The sequence below is a fragment of the Hoylesella pleuritidis genome, assembly GCF_963541955.1.
Lineage (GTDB): Bacteria > Bacteroidota > Bacteroidia > Bacteroidales > Bacteroidaceae > Prevotella > Prevotella pleuritidis.
Genome location: NZ_CAUTUT010000005.1, coordinates 79,886 through 104,088, shown reverse-complemented (window position 1 = coordinate 104,088; position 24,203 = coordinate 79,886). Strand labels below are relative to the sequence as shown.

Genomic DNA, 24,203 nt, shown 5'->3' with positions numbered 1-24,203 from the left:
ACGCCGTTTTTACCGTTTTGTTAATTGGTTGATAATAAGTGCGTTGACATTTATCCCTTTTCAAAAGATTTCAGTTTAAGGGATGAATAGCTGTTAACGACATGATGGAAAGCTCTTTTTCACCTTGTGATTTATGGTTTTTGATGCGTCTGTTAACGGTATTTCATCTTTTCGAAAACCAATAGCCGAGCGATAAGTATCTGTTTGAGGGTTGTCAGGAGTTTTTCTTCAAGCTATATTTCTTTGATTGGTAAACAGACTTTTGTCTGCTTTTTTCATAATAGTTAAGGTCGATCGATGTAGTAGGAGGAAGTTTAGACGAATCTCTTGATGACCTGGATGAAAGCCTCGCTGTACTTTTCTTTCTTGTATTCACCAATTCCGGGAATATTACCAAACTGCTCTTTGGTTGTCGGTTTCTCGGCAGCGAGGGTGTGAAGAACTTTGTCTGATAGAACGATATAGGCCGGAAAGCCTTGTTCCTGGGCCAAGGCAAAGCGCAATTGACGTAGTGCGGAGAAGAGACCAGCATCTTCTACGTGTGAAACGTGGACTTCGGGGAATATCTGAGAGGTTGCTATCTCCACCCGTTCACGCCAACGGAGCGGACGTTTTGTCTCTTTTCGTTTGATGGGTTCTGGTTTCTGATGAACGGCTAATTCTGCTTGCTTCCGACCATAGAGGACATCTTGTCCGCTGAGGGTTATTTTGATGGCGTCGTCTTCGTTATAAGCGATCTCGATAAAACCCATTTGCAGCATCTGCAATAGATAGTCTTGCCACTCTGCTGTACTGATATCGCGCCCTGCACCGAATGTCTTGATGCGGTCATAACCGTTTCTCACAACCGCAGATGATGCTATTCCGCGGAGAATTTCGATGGTCGTACTGAATCGGATGTGCTGATTCGTGCGTGCTATTGCGCTGAGTGACTTTTGGATGAGTTGTGTTCCGTCAAATTTTCGGGGCGGACTCAGGCATACGTCACAATGACCGCAGTCGTGATCGCTTTGTTCGCCGAAATAGTTCAACAGAATACGGCGTCGGCAAACACTGCTTTCGGCATAGTCTTGCATCCGTTGCAGCTTTTCGAGATTCACTTCCCGTTGGCCGCTTTCATTAGCAAAACGTCGCAATTGAATAACGTCGGACAGCGAATAAAACAGAATGGTATCGGCAGGAGCTCCGTCTCGGCCTGCACGGCCTATCTCCTGATAAAAGCTTTCAATGCTTTTGGGCATATTATAATGGAATATCCAGCGTACATTACTTTTGTCAATGCCCATTCCGAAAGCAATTGTGGCACAGACAACGGGCGTCCGATCATTTTTGAACTGCTCCTGAATCTTACTTCTTTCGGCTGCTGACATCCCCGCGTGATAGGCTACGGCGCGGATGTTTCGTTTGCACAGATATTCGGCTATGCTCTCGGTAGTCTTTCGACTGAGACAATATATAATGCCGGCATCGCCCGGATGCTCTTCAATATAGCTGACAATGACTTTCATTTTCTCGGCTTTTCCCGATTCCTTTCGTACGCTCAGCGACAGATTAGGGCGGTCGAACGAGGAAATATAAATATGTTCCTCGGTGCTTACTTGCAGGCGAAGCTGTTTGATAATGTCCTGTCTTGTTACCTTGTCGGCCGTTGCCGTAAGGGCCACGATGGGCGTTTGGGGAAATTTGTCGTGCAGAATGCCCAACTGAGAATATTCCGGTCGGAAGTCGTGTCCCCATTGACTGATGCAGTGGGCTTCGTCAATAGCAATCAGACTGATTTTGATTTCGCTGAGCAGAAAGGGTATTTCGGAAATCAATCGTTCGGGAGACATATAGAGAAGTTTGATGTCTCCCGCAAGACAACGGCGTTTGATGATGAGGTCTTGGTTCATATCGTTGCCGCTGTTGAGTGCTTCTGCTGAGATACCGTTGGCTTTGAGCGCCTCCACTTGGTCGTACATCAAACTGATCAGTGGCGATACTACGATGGCCGTTCCTTGCATTGCCAAGGCCGGAATCTGGTAACATATACTCTTTCCGCCACCTGTGGGCATCAATACGAGGCAGTCGTTACCTGCCATAATGTCGTTGATGATTTCGCATTGATTTGGTCTGAATGTACTGAAACCATAATATTTTTTGAGGAGAAAAGATATATCCATCGTTTAACTTTACCGCAAAGTTACGGTATTTTGTGAAAAAACTCACACTAAAACTTGATTATACGCAAAATAATAACTATTTTTGCATCAGTTAGGTGGCATATTGTTACGTGTAGAAATGGCAAAATACAACATTACAGACAAGAAGATCAAGGAGGCGGCTTATCGTACACTGGTTAGCCCACAGTTGATGGATGACTTGAAAGAAAAAATTATCAATGCTCTCCTTATTAAGAAAATGTATAAGGATAAGGGTTATTCGGCTAAGCGATTAGCTATGGATCTCTGTACAAATACGCGCTACATTTCGGCTGTTCTCAACGTTAGGTTTCACACAAATTATGCAGCTTTGGTCAATAGTTATCGCATTGAAGAGGCGATGGCACTGTTGGCTGACAAGCGTTATCAGGACTTAAATATCGAGGATATATCCTATATGGTAGGCTTCTCTAATCGTCAGTCGTTCTATGCGGCTTTTTATAAGATCAACGGGTGTACGCCACGGGCTTACAAATTACGTTATCTTCCGCAGCGAAGAGTTACTGATAAAAAGTCGACTAAGCGCAAACGGGAGTCTGAAAAGTAATATTTTTACACCCTTTCGTTAATTAAAAATGATACAAAACTTTATTTATACAGACGAGCGATTTGCCGATTTGCAGTTGCTTCGCTATCGGCTTAATGGTTTTGAAGAATTATCTGCTCGTCAGAAAGCATATATCTATTACTTGTCTCAAGCCACACTTGCGGGCCGAGATATCACAACCGACCAATTCGGTAAATACAATTTACGGATTCGGAAAGTTTTAGAAGCTATATATATAAGGTATAATGGGTCGAAAGATCTTCCTGATTTCAAGGCGTTGGAACTTTATCTTAAACGCCTGTGGTTCTCTAACGGCATCTATCATCATTATGGATGTGAGAAGTTTCAGCCTGAATTCTCGGAAGATTTTCTACAAAATGAGATTGAGAAGTTGGGCGTATCTGCTTGGCCTTTGCAACAAGAAGGAATGCAGGCTACAGATTTTATCCGTGAGATATTCCCGGTAATCTTTGATGCTGAGGTATTACCCAAGCGTGTCAATAAGGCGGCTGGAGATGATTTGGTTAAGACCTCGGCGTGCAATTTTTATGATGGTGTAACGCAAAAAGAGGTTGAAGATTATTACAAGGCATTGAAGTCAGACAGTGATGAGGAACCGCCCTCGTGGGGATTGAATTCGACCGTGGTGAAATCGGATGGCTCAATTTCCGAACTCAAATGGACGGAAAGCGGGCGATATGGTCGTGCCATTCAGGTAATTATCTCTTGGTTGGAACGGGCAATTACTGTAGCAGAAAATGAACAGCAACAACACGTGATCCGATTGCTCGTCGACTATTACCGTACGGGTGATTTAAAGGCCTTTGATCAATATTCTATCGAATGGCTTAAAGAACAGGAAGGTAGGGTAGATTTTATTAATGGATTCATTGAAGTCTATGGAGATCCCCTCGGATTAAAAGGTTCTTGGGAAGGAATTGTTGAATATAAAGATCTTGAAGCAACGCGTCGCACGCAGAAAATATGCCAAAATGCACAATGGTTTGAAGACCATTCACCCGTGGATCCGCGTTTCTGCAAGAGCCAAGTGCGCGGTGTTACGGCTAATGTGATATGCGCTGCGATGCTCGGAGGTGATGAATACCCTTCCACAGCCATAGGAATCAACTTACCCAATGCCGATTGGATCCGGGCGAGATACGGTTCAAAAAGTGTCACGATCGGTAATCTTACCGAAGCATATGATAAGGCTGCACACGGCAATGGCTTTTATGAAGAGTTTGTTTGCGATGAAACGACACGGGCATTGATTGACCGTTACGGTGATCTTTGTGATGATCTGCACACCGATCTGCACGAATGTTTGGGGCACGGAAGCGGTCAACTGCTACCCGGTGTGGATTCAGATGCCCTCAAAGAATATGGGAATACGATCGAAGAAGCGCGTGCTGATCTGTTCGGATTGTATTATATGGCTGATGATAAACTCATAGAATTAGGATTATTGAGTGACAGAGAGGCTTATCAAGCACATTATTATACTTATATTCTCAATGGCTTGATGACACAACTAACGCGTATTCGTCCCGGGCATTGTATCGAGGAGGCGCATATGCGCAACCGTGCACTCGTTGCACATTGGGTATATGAGCAGGGTAAAGGCATTGTTTCGTTGACCCGTCAAAATGGGAAAACATTCGTAGTCATTGATGATTATCAAGCATTACGAGATCTTTTTGCCCGACTCTTGGCCGAAATCCAGCGCATCAAGAGCGAAGGCGACTTTGCGGCAGCACGTGATTTGGTGGAGGAGTATGCTGTTACGGTGGACAGTGAATTGCATCACGAAGTGTTGGAAAGATATGCTCGTTTGAATCTTGCACCTTATAAGGGATTCATCAACCCGCGGATGCAGCCGGTTTTTGATGAGAAAGGTGAGATTGTAGATGTTCTGCTCGATTATACGGAGACATATTCGGATCAGATGTTGCGTTATAGTGAAGAGTTCGGATTGTTATGACGGAAGAGAACAGTACGAAACTAAGGAAGATCAAACAGTCTTTCCGGCTCTATATGAATGGCGATGCATCGCGATCAATGCGTGAGAAAGGGGTTGAATATAAACTGAACTGGGGCGTTCCCATTCCCACATTGAAAGCGATGGCAGCCGAATATGGTAAGGATTATGAGTTAGCTATCGCGTTATGGAAAGAAAATATCCGTGAATGTAAGATTCTGGCGACGATGATAATGCCTCCGGAGCAGACGTTACCGGAAGTGGTTGATATCTGGATGGAGCAGACTCCCTCGCAGGAAATAGCCGAGTTAGCTGCTTTTAATCTGTATCAGCACTTAGATTATGCACCAATCTTGGCTTACGAATGGATGGCCTCGGATGATGATCTCCGTCAGATTTGCAGCTATCAAATACTCGCCCGTTTGTTTATGCAGGGGCAAGAGCCTAATACACGAGGTATTAATGAGTATCTGGATCAGGTTTATGTGGCTTTGCAAAGCGGTAATATGGGAGTCAGGCGGGCAGCATTGGCCAGTGTAGAACGGTTCATTCAATTAGGATATGTCTATGCGAATATGGCACGAAAAGCGTTAAAACCTCTCAATATTGATATATTTTGAAGGCTCGCCACAATTAATTCAATAAAAAATGTATTTTTGTGAAAATCTCAGAAGTAGTATAGATGAAAGAAAACGTGAAGAATACGGTCAGGCGTATACTTGATAACTATCTTGAAACAAACCATCGTCGTAAGACGTCTGAACGTTATGCCATCTTAGATACAGTCTATTCGATGGGCGGACACTTCACGCTTGAACAGTTAGAAGCATGCTTAATCGAGCGGAAGTTCTTTGTTTGTCGGGCTACGTTATATAATACGCTGCGCCTTTTTATCGAACTTCGTCTGATAATGCGCCATCATTTACTTGATGGAACAAGGTATGAGGCTTGCTATGCCAATTCCAATCACTGTCATCAAATATGTACCGTGTGCGGAAAAGTTACGGAAATCCACGTTCCGAATATTGCAAGAGCTGTGGAGAATGTACATCTGAAAAGATTTCGTAAAGATGGATTCTCGCTATATATATATGGTGTTTGCAGTGCGTGTCAAGGTAAAATTACACGCGGAATAACAGTCTAAACGGAGGGAGAACAAACAAATGGAAATAATGAATAAGGGTAAAGTAGATGTATTGCTCGGCTTACAGTGGGGCGATGAGGGTAAAGGGAAAGTAGTAGACGTGTTAACGCCTGACTATGATGTCGTTGCTCGTTTTCAGGGAGGTCCTAATGCGGGACATACCTTGGAGTTCGATGGGCAGAAATATGTGTTGAGAAGCATTCCCTCGGGCATTTTCCAAGGTGGTAAAGTCAATATTATCGGAAACGGAGTGGTGCTTGCTCCCGACCTGTTTATGAATGAAGCGAAAGAGTTGGAAAAGTCCGGTCATCCGCTGAAAGACCGCTTATTGATCTCGAAGAAAGCACATCTCATTATGCCGACACATCGTCTTCTCGACGCAGCTCAGGAGGCATTGAAGGGCAAAAACAAAGTGGGCACAACAGGAAAAGGTATTGGTCCGACTTATACAGATAAGGTTTCGCGCAATGGATTGCGTGTAGGCGATATCCTCGAAAACTTTGAAGAGAAATATCAAGCACATAAGGCTCGTCACGAACAGATGCTCAAAGCATTGAATTACACAGATTATGATCTTGTAGAAACAGAGCAGAAGTGGATGGAAGGCATTGATTATCTACGTCAATTTTCTCTTGTTGACAGTGAACACGAAGTGAATCGATTGATCTATGAGGGGAAGTCGATACTCTGTGAAGGAGCACAAGGTACGATGCTTGACGTGGATTTTGGCAGTTATCCTTATGTGACTTCGTCGAATACCGTGTGTGCTGGTGCTTGCATTGGCCTCGGAATCGCTCCCAATAAGATTGGGAATGTTTATGGAATTATGAAAGCTTACTGCACGCGTGTTGGTTCGGGGCCTTTCCCCACAGAGCTTTTTGATGAGACCGGAGATCGAATTCGCAACATCGGTCACGAATACGGAGCTGTGACCGGACGTGAGCGGCGGTGTGGTTGGATTGATTTAGTAGCTTTGCGCTATGCAATTATGGTTAATGGCGTGACCCAATTGATTATGATGAAGAGTGATGTGCTTGATGGTTTCGATACGATCAAGGCTTGTGTTGCCTATCAACAAGGAGGCAAGAAGATAGATTTCTTTCCTTATGATATTGAAGAAAATATCGAACCTGTTTATGAAATGCTGCCGGGATGGCAAGTGGATATGACGCAAATGACGTGCGAAGACGAGTTCCCAGAGGCCTTTAAAAACTATATTTCGTTCTTAGAAGAACATTTGGAGACGCCTATCAAGATTGTCTCTATTGGTCCGGATCGCTCCCAAACCATCGTTCGTAACTAACAATCAGACATAATGAATAAACCCAGTATACCCAAAGGAACAAGAGACTTTTCGCCGATTGAAATGGCGAAACGCAATTATATCTTCGACACCATTAAAGAAGTGTTTGCTCTTTACGGTTTTCAGCAGATCGAAACACCTGCAATGGAGACTTTGCAGACATTAATGGGGAAGTACGGTGAGGAAGGAGACAAACTCCTTTTCAAGGTGTTGAACTCCGGAGACTTTATGAGTAAGGTTACAGATCAAGATTTAGTTGAGCGCAATTCTTTGCATCTGGCATCGGTGTTATGTGAAAAAGGATTGCATTATGATCTTACCGTGCCGTTTGCTCGCTATGTAGTGATGCACCGTGAAGAGCTTCAATTGCCTTTCAAACGTTACCAGATTCAACCGGTTTGGCGCGCAGATCGTCCGCAAAAAGGTCGTTATCGCGAGTTTTATCAGTGCGATGCAGATGTCGTTGGTTCTGATTCATTGCTCAACGAGGTTGAACTGATACAAATAATCGATACCGTTTTCACCCGGTTTGGGATTCGGGTGCAGATCAAACTCAATAATCGTAAGATCTTGACAGGTATTGCTGAGGTGATAGGTGCAGCCGACAAGATAATTAATATCACCGTAGCTATTGATAAGTTAGATAAGATTGGCATTGAGAACGTTAATCAAGAGCTTCGCAAAAATGGTATTAGCGATGAGGCAATTGCATTGTTGCAGCCCATTATTTCATTGAGCGGGAGCAATGATGAGAAACTCGATACGATTTCTCGCGTGCTTGCTTCGTCGGAGATCGGTCTTAAAGGCGTAGAAGAGGCGCGGTTTATTCTCAGCACGTTAAAGTCTGCCGGCTTGCAAAACGAAATTCAATTGGATCTCACTTTGGCGCGAGGACTGAACTATTATACAGGTTCTATTTTCGAGGTTAAGGCTTTAGACATGCCGATGGGGAGTATAACTGGCGGCGGACGTTATGATAATCTCACAGGAATTTTCGGTATGCCGGGATTGAGCGGAGTCGGTTTCAGTTTCGGTGCAGACCGTATTTACGATGTGCTCAATGCTTTGAATCTCTATCCCAAAGCTGTAGTTAATACGACACAAGTGCTCTTTATCAATTTTGGAGATCAAGAAGCGGCCTATTGTATGTCGAAGATCAAAGCTGTACGCGATGCCGGAATCAGTGCAGAGCTTTACCCCGACAACGTGAAAATGAAAAAGCAGATGAGCTATGCCAATGCCAAGCGAATTCCGTTTGTTGTATTAGCGGGTGAGAACGAAATACGAACGCAGAAGGTCACACTTAAAGTTATGGAAACCGGAGAGCAACAAGTAGTAGACACCCAACAACTTGTCAACATCCTTTCAGCTCGGAGTTTATCTGCAATTGATGTTGAATGAGTCTAATATTCGTTAAATATTGGATGATTTACAGTATCATTCTGTAAATTATCCAATATTTTTTGTACAGGTACTAAAACCGAACTATCTTTGCATAATAAATTGAATAATGATGTTACAGACAAAAGAAAACGAAGCTTATGCGCGCTTACAGAAAAGCGGATTAAAACCTTCTGTTCAACGCCTTGCCATAATGGAATATTTGTTGACACACTTTACGCATCCTACGATAGATGAAGTGTATCAGGCTCTTTGTCCTAAAATTCCGACGTTGAGCAAAACGACGGTTTATAATACACTCAAACTCTTTGCCGATCACAATGCGGCTCAGATGATCACTGTCGATAGTCATCGTGTGTGTTACGACGGGAATGTTACTCCGCACGTACATTTTTACTGTAAGGAATGCGGTCGGGTCATTGATATGTTCGATGAAAAAGCTCCGCAACTTGTCGAAAACAGGAATATCAACGGTAATCTTGTCGATGAGATGCAGTTGTATTATAAAGGTGTTTGTGCGGATTGTCAGCGTAAGAAATCATAGTTTTCAAGAGGCTTCTCAAATGAGGAGCCTTTTTCTCTTTATTATTATTTTAATTGAATCTGATTATATCCTACCAATCGATCGGTACGTTCTCCATTACCTTTATAATAGATAAGAGCTTGATATGTGTTCTCTGTTTGGTAGAAAGAACCTTCTGTCGGGAATGGGGTAGTTGTACCGTCGGGCTTTAAGACGAGGTATTGATAGGAGTAATAGCCTTGTTTCAGGCGGACGGAGGCGCGATAGATTTGTTTCGCCTCATCATACATCATTTGATATTCGGGTGTGAAGCGGTCGTTAGTCCACACGGCGTTGAGATAGACTTGTCCGTTTACACGTGGCCCTTTCAGACGGAAATGGACAGTGACATAGTCTGAGGTCCAATCATTCTCACTATTATCGCTGTTGCGAATGTAGAACGCGCCGTTGGCATCGCGATCATAGACATAGCTTTGTCGCGGCTCATCGGTCCACACATAAGCATTATAATGACTGCCGTCCCAACTGATCGACTCCAAGCCCATTGTGGTATGGCCTACGTCTAAAACCTCGAACTTACGATATTCATTCCCAGCTGCGAAGATGAGCGATCGGTTATGCGACCATCGCAAACCATCGGGCATTACATACTGAGGTGTAGGATTGACGACAGCATTGTCCCAACGGCTGTTTTGAAGTATGACGGTGTGAATTTGACTTTGATAATCGGTCACGTTGATCGATCCGTAATTGAGATCCATCGCCACTTGCTGATGGCTTCCGTTGATGTCTATATCGGTATTGGTAGACACATTCAGTCGTACACTCATCGCCTGTTCCGTTACCATAAAGCAGGCCGTGAACATCTTTTCTCGACCGTTATTCTCGTCGTAAACCGTGAGTTGGTAATTCCCGCTGAGCTTGATGCGACAACGATCGTTGGGAATTTGAAGTGCGTAATGGGTGTAGAGCATATTGGTATTGATAGATTCCGTGATGTCGTCTATCGTATTTTGCTCGGCAAACCCATCGATATAATCGCTCGTGAATAATGCGTCTGAGGGTGTCCAATCGGCTTCGCAATGGCGAATGGTATAAGTGTATCGGTGATACTCGTGTGTCAGATCGTCGAAGTTGATGTTGATTGGTGTCTGGCTTCCTAATTCTACGATCGGCATTTGCATCCATTTGTCGCCGGCGACAACCTGTAAAGAGGCGATGCGCGAATTGAATATCTCATTACGTTGGGCATTGATGGTCAAAGCCCAAACGATAAGACAGAGAGAGAATAATGTTTTTTGCATATCATTCGTGATGATAAGGTTCGCCTTTCATAATTGTACAAGCCCGATAAATTTGCTCTGTAAACATCAGTCGAATCATCTGATGCGAGAGTGTCATACGCGAAAGGCTGAGCTGCTCGTTGGCTCGAGCATAGACCGCGGGCGAGAATCCGTAAGGTCCGCCGATGACAAACACCAGTCGGCGAACTGTGTGTTGTTTGGTTTGCAGCCACGAAGCGAACTCGATACTGCGGTATTCGTGCCCGCGTTCGTCTAACACTACAACAATGTCTGCTGGTTGAATCAATTTTAAAATCAATTCGCCCTCACGCTCCTTTTGTTGCTCTGCACTGAGGTTTTTCGTGTTTTTCAGTTCGGCAATCGTGCTTATCGAGAGCGGCATATAATGACCAATACGCTCCACATAGTCGGCAATGCACGTATCGAAGTGCTTGTTGGCAGTTTTTCCTACCCAAATCAGTTCTGTTTTCATTTATCTTTCTTTTCGCAGATAGTACATTCTCTGTTGTTGTCAGATAAATTCCGGTATTGGTCTTTGCGTTTCGGATTCATCGGAAACCACCCTTTTTCCACACGTTTCTTCTGTTCCAAAAGTTCGCCGATAGCCCACAAGGAAGAAGCTCCGATGATTCCGAGGATGGAAGAAGCGATAACATTCTCCACCGTTATGGCCAAACATACGGCCAAAATACCGCCGACGAAGAACAACCACCAGGGACGCGTTCCCCAATAATATTCTGTTTTAATGACGATTGGATGGAAGATTCCGATGATCAGAAATGTACTGACGGCGATGATGATACCGGTGAAATGCAGTTCCATAAGATTCTGTTGATTGAAAAATAGCGGTGCAAATGTAAGAAAAAAACTCCGACAATCCAAATGAATATTTGAAACTATTCCAATTTCAGTAAATTTCACGTATGTTTTGTGCTGCTTATGGTATATTTTTCTTATCTTTGTAGCAACGCAGACGCGGAATGAATGTATTTCTAAACTTAATTATATATGGAAAATAACGTAGAACTCATCGCACAGTGTGAGAAAAAAGCAAAGCAATGGCTTGCTCCTGCTTTCGATGCAGAGACTCGTCGGGAAGTTCAGGCAATGCTTGACAACAGTGATAAGACCGATCTTATCGAGTCATTCTATAAGGAATTAGAGTTCGGAACGGGTGGCTTGCGTGGTATTATGGGGGCGGGTTCCAACCGAATGAATATCTATACCGTCGGAATGGCTACGCAGGGATTTGCCAATTATCTGAAAAAGAACTTTGCAAACCGTGCCGACATCAGTGTTGTTGTGTGTCACGATTGCCGCAATAACAGCCGACTCTTTGCTGAAACTGTGGCCGATATCTTTTCAGCCAATGGCATCAAAGCTTACATTTTCGATGATATGCGCCCCACGCCGGAGTGTTCTTTCGCCATCAGACACTTGCATTGTCAGGCAGGTGTGAACATTACGGCCTCGCATAATCCCAAAGAATACAACGGATACAAGGCTTATTGGGAAGACGGCGCACAGGTCTTGACCCCGCACGACACTGGAATCATCGACGAAGTAAACAAAGTGAAAGTCGAAGATGTTAAGTTCGACAGAAACAAAGAACTCATCGAAACTATCGGTGAAGAGATAGACAAGATTTATCTCGAACAGATTCGCACGCTCTCTATCGACCCCAAAGTTATCAAAAGACAAAAAGATTTGAAGATAGTTTACACGCCGCTCCACGGAACGGGTATGATGCTCATTCCCCGTTCGCTGCAACTTTGGGGCTTTGAAAACGTGTATTGTGTGAAAGAACAAATGGAACGAAGCGGTGATTTTCCTACGGTCGTTTCGCCGAACCCAGAAAACAGTGAAACCCTTACGCTTGCTTTGCGTGATGCTAAGGCGCTCGATGCAGATATTGTGATGGCTTCCGATCCCGATGCCGACCGTGTGGGAATGGCTTGTAAGAACGACAAGGGCGAATGGATTTTGATTAATGGTAACCAAACTTGTCTCATTTTCCTCTATTACATCATCACTAACCGTATTAAAGTGGGCAAGATGAAGCCTACCGACTTCATTGTAAAGACTATTGTTACGACTGAAGTGATTCGCAAAATTGCTGAAAAACAGCATATCGAAATGCGCGATTGCTACACCGGATTCAAATGGATTGCTCGCGAAATTGCTCTGTCCGAAGGCAAACAGAAATACATCGGTGGTGGTGAAGAGAGCTACGGCTTTTTGGCTGAGGATTTTGTGCGCGATAAAGACTCTGTGAGTGCGTGCTCATTGCTGGCTGAAATCTGTGCGTATGCTAAGGATCAGGGTAAGACACTCTATGATTTGCTGATGGATATTTATCTTGAATATGGTTTCTCTAAGGAGTTCACGATCAATGTTGTGCGCCCGGGTAAAAGCGGAGCAGATGAAATCAAACAGATGATGGAGAACTTCCGTAAGAATCCACCGACCGATCTCGGAGGCTCCAAGGTTGTTGTTTGGAAAGACTATCAAAGTCTTGAGCAGCGCGACGAACAGGGAAACGTTACCCCGATTGATATGCCTGCCACGAGCAATGTGTTGCAATGGTTCTGCAATGACGATACTAAGGTGAGTGTTCGTCCGTCGGGTACCGAGCCGAAAATAAAATTCTATCTCGAAGTTAAGGGTACAATGAAGTGTCCCGGCTGCTATGAGCGCTGCGATAAAGAGGGCGCCGAGAAAGTGGAAGCCATCAAAAAATCGCTTTATTTGGATTAATCTCCGATAGATCTTTCAATGTATGGGGTGTTCTTTCATCAGTTTTATGGTGGTGAAGGGACACCTTTTGTTTTCTGTATTTGTCAAAATTATTGTTCGATTTTTAACACTTCGAGAGGTGATGAAATAGAAATCTGTTTATATGTTTAATGCGGTTCTTCATTCTTTCTTATTGTATTAAAATCATAGCAGAGCGGATAAGAAAGGATAAATGCATCCGAATACATTATCATTTCTGCTTAATCACATCTTAATCAGCAGTTAAATCTGAGTCGGTTGGATGCTTTTCGGAGTGGAAGTATATATGCTTCTGCCTATTTTTAGCTTAAAATACCGTCTTAAAGGGTCTCTGTCTTTTGCGTATTTCAGGCAGGGAGAGGAGGCGGTTGATCCGGAGCGATTTTCGTGATACTGTTTGTCAGGATTCTTCATAATATCATTTGACATGCAATTGATGGGTTCTATGCAGAAAAGTAGGAAAGATATGAATGGGCGTTTCAGTACAGTTGCAATATGTTCGATTATCGTGTCCATTACTTATTGGTTTGAATTGCCAAAACTTTCTTAATTTATTGTTATCCAGATAGATTTTTAATATAATTTAGTTGCCTATTTTCGCCTCTCTATCCAGAATGTTGTAATTTTGCCCATAATTTAAAATCGAACAAAAGAGAATAATTATGGCAGAAGCTATTGACATTCAAGAATTGAACATAAAGATTCAACAGCAGAGCACATTTGTGACGAATCTGATGACGGGTATGGATCGGGTGATTGTTGGTCAGAAACATCTTGTCGACTCGTTGCTCATCTCTCTGCTGAGCGATGGACATATTCTGTTAGAAGGCGTGCCCGGTTTGGCTAAGACATTGGCCATTAAGACGCTGGCACAGCTCATTGATGCGGATTACAGTCGTATTCAGTTTACGCCCGACTTGTTGCCGGCCGATGTGGTGGGAACAATGATCTACTCGCAGAAAGATGAGAAATTCCAGGTTAAGAAAGGTCCTGTCTTTGCCAATTTTGTGTTGGCCGATGAGATCAATCGTGCTCCGGCCAAGGTGCAAAGTGCCCTTTTAGAGGCAATGCAAGAGCATCAGGTGACCATCGGAGAGAAGACTTTCGGTCTGCCTAACCCTTTCTTGGTGATGGCTACGCAGAATCCGATAGAGCAAGAAGGCACTTATCAATTGCCTGAAGCACAAGTCGACCGCTTTATGCTCAAAGTGGTGGTAGATTATCCAACGATTGATGAAGAGAAATTGATTATCCGTGAGAACTTACAAGGAGCTCTTCCGACGGTCAATCCGGTAACGACAGCCGAGGAAATTCTGCGTGCTCGTGAGATTGTTAATCAGGTTTATATTGATGATAAGATTGCACAATATATCGCAGACATCGTCTTTGCGAGTCGATATCCTGATCGTTATCAGCTGGCTGAATTAAAAGATATGATCACATTCGGTGGCTCTCCGCGTGCCAGCATCAATCTTGCGAAAGCCGCTCGCGCTTATGCGTTCATCAAACACCGCGGTTTCGTGGTACCAGAAGATGTTCGTGCCGTTGCCCACGATGTGCTTCGCCATCGCATTGGGCTTTCTTACGAGGCCGAGGCCAGCAGTGTTACCAGTGAGGAAATTGTCTCTAAGATTATTAATAAGGTTGAGGTACCGTGAGACAAGTTAACGAGTTGACGAGTTAATAAGGGGTTCGTTCACTCGTCAACTACCGGAGGAATAATGGATACGCAAGAGATTTTAAAAAAGGTACGCAAGATCGAGATCAAAACGCGTGGATTGAGTCGCAATATCTTTGCTGGTCAATATCATTCTGCCTTTAAAGGCAGGGGAATGGCATTCTCAGAAGTTCGCGAATATCAGTTCGGAGACGATGTGCGTGATATAGATTGGAATGTTACTGCCCGTTTTCATCGCCCTTATGTCAAGGTGTTTGAAGAGGAACGTGAGTTGACGGTGATGTTGTTGATTGATGTCAGCGGTTCGTTAGACTTCGGCTCAACTTGCCAAACCAAGCGCGATATGGTTACGGAGGTTGCTGCAACGTTGGCGTTCAGTGCCATTCAGAATAACGACAAGATCGGTGTTATTTTCTTTTCAGACCACATTGAGAAATATATTCCGCCTAAGAAAGGGCGCAAACACATTTTATATATTATTCGCGAGATGCTCGACTTTCATCCCGAAAGCAAGAAAACAGATTTGGCAGAAGCCATTCGTTATCTTACAAGAGTGATGAAACGGCGGTGTACGGCGTTTGTTTTGAGCGATTTCTATACGCGACAAGACTTTGAGAAAGAGTTGCAGATTGCCAATTCTAAACATGATGTGGTGGCTATTCAGGTTTACGATCCACGGGCTAAGTCATTGCCGAACATCGGTTTGATGAAAGTGTGCGATGCTGAAACGGGACATGAGATGTTTATTGATACGTCGAGCAAACGTCTCCGGCAGGCCCATACGCGTTATTGGATGGAACGTGAGGACCAAATCAGGCAAATATTTGCCAAAAGCAACGTAGATTGGACATCTGTCGCAACCAATGAAGACTATGTGAAATCTATGATGTTGTTGTTTGATCAGAGAGGTTAAGATGAAGAAAATCGTTATATTGATTATCGGATTGCTGATTACCCACGCCGTTGTTGCACAGATTACGGTCGATGCCAAGATAGATTCCGTAGCGATTTTGATTGGTCAGCAGGCACGGATGACGGTCGGTGTGACAGGATCTAAGGGGATATCGGTAGTGTTTCCGGAGTTTAAACCGTCGCAGCATATTATACCCGGTGTAGAGGTTTTAGGCTCTTCGGTTGTCGATACGACCGACTTGGATAATGGATTAGTACGGGTCTCGAAAATATTTACACTCACTTCCTTTGACGAACATCTCTATGCGATTCCCGGGATGAATGTGCGTGTCAACGGCAAGATGTATCGAGGCAATCCATTGGCTCTGAAAGTGCTCACCGTTGATGTCGACACGCTGCATCCCAATCAGTTTTTTCCGCCCAAAGATGTGCAGGACAATCCTTTTCAATGGGCTGAATGGAGCACTTTCTTTTGGTTGAGTGTTTTGGTCGTCATACTTTGTGGATTCGGATTTTACCTTTGCATCCGACTTAGACAGAATAAACCCATCATCACAAGAATACGTATTGTCAAGCGCATTCTGCCTCACCAACGGGCGATGTCGGCTATAGAGAAATTAAAAGAAGACCGTTTACCAGCTTCAGAAGATCAAAAGACATATTATACCAAACTGACGGAGACACTGCGGCAGTATATCAAAGATCGGTTCGGATTCAATGCAATGGAAATGACTTCAGCTGAAATCATCTCGCATCTCCAAGCTACCGGTGATCAGAAAATGATTGATGAGTTGCGCGAACTCTTTGCAACAGCTGATTTAGTAAAATTTGCCAAGTATTCGACTCTTATCAATGAGAATGATGCCAATTTGTTAAATGCAGTTCACTTTATCGATGAAACGAAGTTGGAAGGAGAAGCAACGACAGAACGTATCGTACCGAAACTCAGTGCCGAAGACTTGAAAACGAAACAGCTTCGCATTACGATCAAATCGTTGATTTATGCTATCGCCGTAATTGTTGTAGCGTTGTTGGCTTATGTTGTTTACGGAGTCTCGCAACTGCTGATGTAAAATAGAATGAAATGGAATTTGCAAGCAAAGAATATTTTCTGCTACTTCTGCTGTTGATACCCTATCTTCTGTGGTATTTTCTGTATAGTAAGAAGAGCGAACCGACAATGAAGCTGAGCGACACGTATGCTTATCGCTTTGCGCCTAAGAGTTGGCGGATTCGACTGATCAATCTTCCGATGGTCTTGCGATGTCTCACTTTCGTTGCGGTTGTCATCGTTTTGGCTCGTCCACAAACCCATACCTCGTGGGGAAATAAGTCTGTCGAGGGTATCGATATTATGCTGGCAATGGATGTTTCGACGTCGATGCTGGCCGAAGATCTAAGTCCCAACCGGATGGAAGCAGCCAAAGACGTTGCTGCCGAATTTATTGCGGGGCGCCCGAACGATAATATCGGATTGACAATTTTTGCCGGTGAGGCTTTCACCCAATGTCCAATGACCACCGATCACGCATCATTGCTTAATCTATTGCACAGTGTTCGTACCGATATTGCAGCTCGAGGACTCATCAATGATGGAACAGCTATCGGAATGGGATTGGCTAATGCTGTTAGTAGATTAAAAGAATCGAAAGCCAAAAGCAAGGTAGTGATCCTATTGACAGATGGTTCTAACAATACGGGCGACCTTTCTCCGATGACTGCTGCACAAATTGCTAAGAGCTTAGGAATTAGAGTTTACACCATCGGTGTGGGTACAAACAAAGTTGCCCGATACCCGATGCCGGTGGCAGGAGGCGTTCAATACGTCAATATTCCGGTTGAAATAGATACGAAAACATTGAGTGACATTGCTACAGCAACGCAAGGTAATTTCTATCGAGCTACAAACAATCAGCAGCTCAAGCAGATTTACAAAGACATCGACAAGTTAGAGAAATCGAAAATGGATGTCAAGAAGTTTTCCAAGCGTTATGAAGCTTATCAGCCTTTTGCGTTGGTCGCAATCTTGCTGCTGCTGCTTGAAATTCTGTTACGCACCACTGTGTTTCGTCGCATACCGTGATCGCGAAGTCGTTCAGTATAAGTAAGTTGCCTAAAAGACAAAGAAATGTTTAGATTTGAAGACCCTATATATCTTTGGTTACTGCTGATCGTTCCGCTGTCAGCCGTCATCCGGTTTGGCGTTTGGCGCCAACGGAAAAAGAAATTACAGGCGTTTGGAGATCCGGAACTGATTAAGGAGATGATGATGGGTGTCTCTGCCTATCGCCCTACGGTTAAGTTTTGGTTGCTGCAAACGGCTTTAGCCTTGCTCATTTTGATGTTAGCGCGTCCTCAAATGGGTAGTAAGATCTCGCACGAAAAACGTAACGGCATTGAGACGATCATCGCTTTGGACATCAGTAATTCGATGCTTTGCCAGGATGTGGCACCCACTCGTTTGGACAAGAGCAAACTCTTGGTTGAGAATTTGGTTGACAAGTTCACCAATGATAAGATCGGTCTCATCGTGTTTGCAGGCGATGCATTTGTTCAGTTACCGATTACGAGCGACTATGTATCGGCTAAGATGTTTTTGCAGAATATCGATCCATCTCTGATTGCCACGCAAGGTACAGATATTGCTCACGCTATCAATCTTTCAATCAGCAGTTTCACACAGCAGGAAAATGTGGGAAAAGCTATTATCATTATTACTGATGGAGAAGACCACGAGGGTGGAGCTATCGAGGCGGCGGCGGCGGCCAAGAAGAAGGGTATTAATGTTTTCATCCTCGGAGTGGGTACAACCGCAGGGGCACCGATACCCGATGGCAATGGCGGATATATGAAAGATGCAAGCGGACAGACCGTTATGACAGCTCTGAATGAGCAGATGTGTCGGGAAATTGCACAAGCTGGAAGCGGTACATATATACACGTTGACAATACAAATGATGCACAAGAGAAATTGAATAATGAGTTGACAAAATTGCAAAAGGGTGAAACCGAGAGTGTGATTTACAGTGAATATGATGAGCAGTTTCAGGCTTTCGGTATCTTGATCGTACTTCTTCTGATTATAGAAGTGTGTCTGCTGGAGCGTAAAAATCCTTTATTCAAGAATGTCAAGCTGTTCAAGCGTAAGTAGAATAAGACAATGAGAGTAGAGATAAAAGCTATATTGATAATGCTGGTATTGGTATTTTCGGGTGTCAATACTCTTTGGGCACAGGGCGACAGACTGTTGGTTCGTCAAGGCAATCGGCTTTATCGCAAGCAGCAGTTTGCCAAATCAGAAGTGGAATACAGAAAAGCCATTGCCCGTAATGTAGAAAATTCGCAGGCAATTTATAATTTGGGTTGTGCCCTGATGCAGCAACAGAAAGACTCGGCGGCCATCGTTCAGTATGAGCGTGCAGGTAAATTAGAGACCAACAAGATTCGTAAAGCAAAGGTATATCATAATATCGGTGTTATCTGTCAGACTCACCAAATGTACGGAGAGGCTGTCAAGGCCTATGAAGAAGCGTTGCGGAATAATCCCAATGACAACGAAACACGTTATAATCTTGCTCTTTGCAAGCGCCAGAACAAACAACAGAACAAAGGAGGAGGCGGTAAAGACAACAAGAAAAAGAATGATCAAGATAAGCAAAAACAAAATCAGAAACAGCAAAATAAAGATAAAAACAAGGACAAAGACCAACAAAAGCAGCAGCAATCGCAAGAACAGATGAGCAAAGAGAATGCAGAACAATTGCTTAATGCGGCTGTCCAAGAAGAAAAAGCCACTCAACAGCGACTGAAAAAGGCGATGCAGAAACAGGGAACAAGACGTTTACAGAAGAACTGGTAAGTGTACGTGGTTATTTGTTTGATTGTGAGTAGAGAGTGAAAATGAGAAAATTGATTCTGTTATATATACTGATACTCGTCGCAGCTGTAGTGCGGGCGCAGAGTATTTCGGTGTCGGCTCCGTCGCATGTTGCGGTAGGTGAGAACTTCCGGATTGCTTATACGGTGAGCACACAGAGTGTAGAAAATTTCCGGGCAGGTAACATTCCTTCTGCACTTGAAGTTATTGCGGGGCCTTATACATCGTCTCAGTCGAGTTTTCAGATGGTGAACGGACATACGAGTTCGTCGTCTTCGATCACTTATACTTATACACTTTATGCGGGAAAGAATGGAACTTATACAATCCCTGCGGCTCACGCAACGGTCAACGGACGCGTGATTACTTCGCGGGCAGTGAAAATCACGGTGTCGGGAACATCTCGTTCGGTTGGAAGTAATGCTCCGAAAATGCACGACGACTATGAAGATGAGTCGCGAATGCGCACTGCTAGATCGGCTATCAGTGGTAGCGACTTGTTTATTAAAGTAAGTGCTAACAAGCGAAGAGTGCACGAACAAGAGCCGATATTGCTTACTTATAAAGTCTATACAACTGTTGATCTCACCCAATTGCAAGGAGATATGCCCGATTTAACAGGCTTTCATACACAGGAAGTGCCGCTCCCACAGCAAAAAAGTTTCCATATGGAACGCGTGAATGGTCGTACCTATCGTTGTGTAACGTGGAGTCAATATGTAATGTACCCACAGATGACGGGTAAGTTGACTATTCCGAGCATCACTTTTAAGGGTATCGTTGTTCAACAAAACCGTTCAGTAGATCCGTTCGAGGCTTTTTTCAATGGTGGTTCGGGGTATACGGAAGTCAAAAGAAATATCGTTGCACCCGGATTAGCTATTCAGGTGGATCCGTTACCGCATCGCCCGTCTAACTTCTCAGGTGGAGTAGGACACTTGAATATATCAGCTCAACTTGATAAAAGTGAAGTCCAAGCCGGTAATCCCATCTCTTTACGAGTGGTTATCAGCGGTGTCGGTAATCTGAAACTCATTAAACAGCCTGTCGTTCAGTTTCCGAAAGATTTTGATCAATATGATGCGAAAGTCACAGATAAGACGAAACTCACGGCTAATGGTGTGGAGGGAAATATGGTTTACGACTTTCTTTCTGTACCGAGAAATCAAGGCGAGTATGAGATCCCGGGTATCGAGCTAACGTATTATGATACGAACACGAATCAATATAAGACTATCAAGACCCGCTCTTTTCGTATTTCGGTAGCCAAAGGTAATGGAAGGTCGGGTGATATGGTCGATTACAGCGATGGGAAAGACCGCGATATCCGTCCTTTGAAACTTGGAGATACGCGGCTATACGGTGTCGATGGTTTCTTCTTCGACTCTACTTCTTATTGGATCTGTTTGCTGTTGCCCTTGTGTGCATTTATTGTTCTATTGGTCGTTTTCCGCAGACGAGCCATTGAGAATGCTGATATTGTCAAGGTGAAAGGTCGAAAAGCCAGTAGGGTTGCAACTAAACGATTACGGAAAGCTAACCAGTTGATGCTGCAAGGAAAGCAGAATGAGTTTTATGATGAAGTGCTTCGAGCACTTTGGGGATATGTAGGTGACAAACTGAATATGCCTATTGAGCAACTCTCTCGTGAGAATATAGCCGAGAAATTGCAGCAAAATACTGTTGATTGTGCTACGATTGAGAAGTTTACAGGTGCGATTGATGAGTGTGAAATGGAGCGTTATGCTCCCGGAGATATTGCCGGAAATATGGCAAAAACATTCGAGTCGGCGATGACTGCAATAATGGAGATTGAGGATGTGATGAAAAGAAAGGCCAAAAAGACAGTAAATACTAGTGTGAAAACATTGTTTTTATTGATAATGTTAGTGTCGTCTTTGTCCGTTTCGGCCGTGACTAAGCAAGAGGCTGATGCTGAATATCGGAAAGGTAACTACCAACAAGCCATCAAAGCGTATGAAGATCTTTTGAAGAAAGGTGTCAGTGCAGACTTGTATTATAATCTCGGTAATGCCTATTTTAGATCTGATCAGATTACAAAAGCTATCTTGGCATACGAGCGAGCACACTTATTGGCACCTGGAGATAATGCTATCAACTTCAATCTTCAATTCTCTCGAAGTAAGACTATTGATAAGATTGCACCGCAAAGTGAGATGTTTTTTGTCACGTGGTACTATGCCTTAGTCAATTTGACAGATGTAGATACGTGGGCTTTCACAGCAATTACTTCTATCGTTGCAGCTCTTTTGCTCATTTTAGTATATCTTTTCGGTCCCTCTGTCTTATGGCGTAAGGTCGGATTTTTCGGCGCATTGACTTTCTTCGTGCTATTCTTATGCAGCAATTTGTTTGCTTTTCAGCAGAAAGATAAGCTGAACAATCGTACTGGGGCAATAGTTATTACACCTTCGGTAAACGTCAGAACTACTCCGATTTACAGCGGTACAACTCTGTTTGTCATTCACGAAGGAACGAGAGTCGATATCATTGATAAAATGCTGCACGACTGGATAGGTGTGAGATTAGATGACGGACGGGAAGGATGGATACCTTCTAAGGCGATTGAAATAATATAAAGAATGGATATTCACGCGTTACTTGACTTAGACAGAGAGTTACTTTACTGGCTCAATGGCAGTGATTCGCTCTTCCTTGACGGTGTTATTACCGCCTTAACATCGGGTTTTACGTGGATTCCGCTGTATATTTCACTGCTCTATCTTATCATTAAGAATAACGAAACGATGTCACAAATTGGGTTGATCATCGGTTGTTGTCTTTTCGCTCTTATCTTATCAGATGGTATGGCCGACTTTATAATGAAGCCATTGGTAGCCCGATGGCGTCCAAGTAATGACCCGTTGCTCAAGTATACGATTGATATTGTCGATAATTTACGCGGTACTCAGTATGGCTTTTTCTCCGCTCACGCCTCTAATACGTGTTCTTTGTCCATCTTCTTTTGTCTTTTAGTGCGTAGTAAGATATTGAGTGTATCGCTCGTTTTGTGGTCTCTTATAAGTTGTTATACACGTGTCTATTTAGGACTTCATTATCCGGGAGACATCTTTTTCGGCCTTTTGTGGGGCGCGTTTGCAGGTAGTGCAGCTTACCTTTTATATTATAAGATTTACAAAAAACTCGCTCCGAAGCAGAATTATATTTCTACACAATATACCAGTACAGGCTACAGCCTGTCTGACATTGATATTGTGATGAGCGTATTTGCATTTACGCTCTTCTATACTATTATTTACAGTCTGGTCAAATGATAAAAACCAAACATATCAAAATCAGTGATTACGACTATCCTCTGCCTGAAAACAGGATAGCAAAGTATCCTATTCCGCAGCGTGACCACAGTAAATTGCTGTTTTATAAGCACGGAGAAGTGGGCGAGGATGTGTTTTATAATCTTCCTGAATATCTCCCGCAAGGAGCTTTAATGGTGTTCAACAATACCAAAGTGATTCAAGCACGAATGCATTTTCGTAAAGAAACGGGAGCACTTATCGAAGTCTTCCTGCTTGAACCAGCCCAACCTACCGATTACGAACTGATGTTTCAGACTACAAAACATTGTGCGTGGCTGTGTATGGTGGGTAATTTGAAGAAATGGAAAGATGGCTCTCTGATACGCAACTTTGATATAAACGGGCACGAATTAGTGTTGACAGCGACACGGCGAATGTCGGAATCGTTGTCTATGACAGGCCACAAATCTGCTGATACTTATCATTGGGTAGACTTTGAATGGGATAATGACAAGGTATCTTTTGCTGAAATACTCGAAGTAGTGGGCGAGTTGCCTATTCCACCTTATCTCAATCGCGAGACACAAGAGAGTGATAAGACTACTTATCAGACAGTTTACTCAAAGATAAAGGGCAGTGTTGCGGCGCCGACAGCCGGTCTGCACTTTACGGATTCTGTGCTCGCAGCCCTCGATGAGCGTGGAATTGAGCGTGAGGAACTCACACTACACGTCGGTGCAGGTACTTTCAAGCCGGTTAAAAGCGAGGAAATCGAAGGCCATCGGATGCATACAGAGTATATTTGCGTACATCGGCAGACCTTGGAAAAACTGCTTTGTCACAACGGAGAAGCTATTGCCGTGGGGACGACCAGCGTCCGAACATTGGAGAGTTTATATTATATCGGACTGAAACTGATGCACAATCCCGATGCAAGTGAGGCCGATTTACACGTCAATCAGTGGGAACCGTATGAGTATCAAGCTGTGAATGTGCTACCGAAAGAAGCCATCCGTGAGATACTCGATTATTTGGATCGCAATCATTTGCCTGCATTGCACACGAGTACACAGATTATCATTGCGCCGGGATATGATTATAAGATTGTCAAGATGCTCGTAACCAATTTTCACCAGCCGCAAAGTACGCTGCTGCTGTTGGTGAGCGCTTTTGTCAAAGGTGATTGGCGAAAAATATATGATTATGCTTTAGCACACGATTTTAGGTTTTTAAGTTACGGGGACAGTAGTCTTTTAATTCCATAAACACGAGGAAACAGTAT

21 protein-coding genes are annotated in these 24,203 nt (G+C 43.7%); 17 read left to right on the top strand and 4 right to left on the bottom strand.

The features are described 5' to 3' along the window. Positions 1-314 precede the first annotated feature (314 nt). The gene (recQ, locus tag RWY97_RS03380; RefSeq protein WP_315565527.1) at positions 315-2,162 is read right to left on the bottom strand and encodes a DNA helicase RecQ; all 1,848 of its coding nucleotides are present in this window, start codon (positions 2,160-2,162) and stop codon (positions 315-317) included. 118 nt (positions 2,163-2,280) lie between these two features. Between recQ and RWY97_RS03375 the strand changes: the two genes are divergently transcribed. From RWY97_RS03375 to RWY97_RS03345, 7 genes are all read left to right on the top strand, one after another. Further along, positions 2,281-2,748 (top strand): helix-turn-helix domain-containing protein, encoded by a 468-nt coding sequence (locus tag RWY97_RS03375; RefSeq protein ID WP_024991342.1) that lies wholly within the window; start codon positions 2,281-2,283, stop codon positions 2,746-2,748. Between the two features lie 28 nt (positions 2,749-2,776). Then, positions 2,777-4,729: a dipeptidyl-peptidase 3 family protein gene (locus RWY97_RS03370; protein WP_315565526.1), complete on the top strand. Its 1,953-nt coding sequence runs from the start codon at positions 2,777-2,779 to the stop codon at positions 4,727-4,729. Further along, positions 4,726-5,346, top strand: a complete 621-nt coding sequence (locus RWY97_RS03365; protein WP_315565525.1) for a DNA alkylation repair protein — start codon at positions 4,726-4,728, stop codon at positions 5,344-5,346. The genes RWY97_RS03370 and RWY97_RS03365 overlap by 4 nt, the downstream gene beginning before the upstream one ends. Before the next feature lie 62 nt (positions 5,347-5,408). Continuing rightward, entirely contained in the window at positions 5,409-5,870 is a 462-nt protein-coding gene (locus RWY97_RS03360) for a Fur family transcriptional regulator (RefSeq protein ID WP_021584312.1), read from the top strand. Positions 5,871-5,898: 28 nt separating this feature from the next. Then, entirely contained in the window at positions 5,899-7,173 is a 1,275-nt protein-coding gene (locus RWY97_RS03355; RefSeq protein WP_315565546.1) for an adenylosuccinate synthase, read from the top strand. Between the two features lie 9 nt (positions 7,174-7,182). Further along, positions 7,183-8,574 carry a histidine--tRNA ligase gene (gene hisS, locus RWY97_RS03350; protein WP_051305263.1) on the top strand — a complete coding sequence of 464 codons (1,392 nt, stop codon included), beginning with the start codon at positions 7,183-7,185 and terminating at the stop codon, positions 8,572-8,574. A 109-nt stretch (positions 8,575-8,683) separates the two neighbouring features. Next, positions 8,684-9,118, top strand: coding sequence for a Fur family transcriptional regulator (locus RWY97_RS03345; RefSeq protein ID WP_021584303.1), 435 nt, complete (start codon positions 8,684-8,686; stop codon positions 9,116-9,118). A 44-nt stretch (positions 9,119-9,162) separates the two neighbouring features. On the opposite strand, the gene RWY97_RS03340 is transcribed toward RWY97_RS03345, so the two are convergent. Genes RWY97_RS03340 through RWY97_RS03330 form a run of 3 tightly spaced genes read right to left on the bottom strand, consistent with a single transcriptional unit; the run spans position 9,163 to position 11,223 of the window. Continuing rightward, a complete protein-coding gene (locus RWY97_RS03340) occupies positions 9,163-10,401 on the bottom strand; it encodes a type IX secretion system plug protein (protein WP_315565524.1) in 1,239 nt (412 codons plus the stop codon). Position 10,402: 1 nt separating this feature from the next. Continuing rightward, positions 10,403-10,873, bottom strand: a complete 471-nt coding sequence (rlmH, locus tag RWY97_RS03335) for a 23S rRNA (pseudouridine(1915)-N(3))-methyltransferase RlmH (protein WP_315565523.1) — start codon at positions 10,871-10,873, stop codon at positions 10,403-10,405. Continuing rightward, positions 10,870-11,223, bottom strand: coding sequence for a DUF4491 family protein (locus tag RWY97_RS03330; RefSeq protein WP_021584301.1), 354 nt, complete (start codon positions 11,221-11,223; stop codon positions 10,870-10,872). Before RWY97_RS03330 ends, rlmH begins: the two co-directional genes overlap by 4 nt. 186 nt (positions 11,224-11,409) lie before the next feature. Here RWY97_RS03330 and RWY97_RS03325 point away from each other — a divergent pair, with 186 nt between their 5' ends. The 10 genes from RWY97_RS03325 (at position 11,410) to RWY97_RS03280 (ending at position 24,186) form a co-directional block, all read left to right on the top strand. Then, complete coding sequence (locus RWY97_RS03325) at positions 11,410-13,158, top strand: phospho-sugar mutase (RefSeq protein WP_315565521.1); 1,749 nt, start codon at positions 11,410-11,412, stop codon at positions 13,156-13,158. Positions 13,159-13,838: 680 nt separating this feature from the next. Beyond that, complete coding sequence (locus RWY97_RS03320) at positions 13,839-14,834, top strand: AAA family ATPase (RefSeq protein ID WP_021584254.1); 996 nt, start codon at positions 13,839-13,841, stop codon at positions 14,832-14,834. 63 nt (positions 14,835-14,897) lie between these two features. Then, positions 14,898-15,767: a DUF58 domain-containing protein gene (locus tag RWY97_RS03315; protein ID WP_021584268.1), complete on the top strand. Its 870-nt coding sequence runs from the start codon at positions 14,898-14,900 to the stop codon at positions 15,765-15,767. A 1-nt stretch (position 15,768) separates the two neighbouring features. Continuing rightward, positions 15,769-16,839 (top strand): BatD family protein, encoded by a 1,071-nt coding sequence (locus RWY97_RS03310; RefSeq protein ID WP_021584277.1) that lies wholly within the window; start codon positions 15,769-15,771, stop codon positions 16,837-16,839. Positions 16,840-16,850: 11 nt separating this feature from the next. Continuing rightward, complete coding sequence (locus RWY97_RS03305) at positions 16,851-17,849, top strand: vWA domain-containing protein (protein WP_315565519.1); 999 nt, start codon at positions 16,851-16,853, stop codon at positions 17,847-17,849. 45 nt (positions 17,850-17,894) lie between these two features. Beyond that, positions 17,895-18,917 carry a VWA domain-containing protein gene (locus RWY97_RS03300; RefSeq protein ID WP_021584257.1) on the top strand — a complete coding sequence of 341 codons (1,023 nt, stop codon included), beginning with the start codon at positions 17,895-17,897 and terminating at the stop codon, positions 18,915-18,917. Between the two features lie 9 nt (positions 18,918-18,926). Continuing rightward, entirely contained in the window at positions 18,927-19,625 is a 699-nt protein-coding gene (locus tag RWY97_RS03295) for a tetratricopeptide repeat protein (RefSeq protein ID WP_315565517.1), read from the top strand. A gap of 41 nt (positions 19,626-19,666) precedes the next feature. Then, positions 19,667-22,243 (top strand): BatD family protein, encoded by a 2,577-nt coding sequence (locus RWY97_RS03290; RefSeq protein ID WP_315565516.1) that lies wholly within the window; start codon positions 19,667-19,669, stop codon positions 22,241-22,243. A gap of 3 nt (positions 22,244-22,246) precedes the next feature. Then, positions 22,247-22,939 carry a phosphatase PAP2 family protein gene (locus tag RWY97_RS03285; RefSeq protein ID WP_315565514.1) on the top strand — a complete coding sequence of 231 codons (693 nt, stop codon included), beginning with the start codon at positions 22,247-22,249 and terminating at the stop codon, positions 22,937-22,939. Further along, positions 22,936-24,186 (top strand): S-adenosylmethionine:tRNA ribosyltransferase-isomerase, encoded by a 1,251-nt coding sequence (locus RWY97_RS03280; protein ID WP_315565512.1) that lies wholly within the window; start codon positions 22,936-22,938, stop codon positions 24,184-24,186. The genes RWY97_RS03285 and RWY97_RS03280 overlap by 4 nt, the downstream gene beginning before the upstream one ends. Positions 24,187-24,203 lie beyond the last annotated feature (17 nt).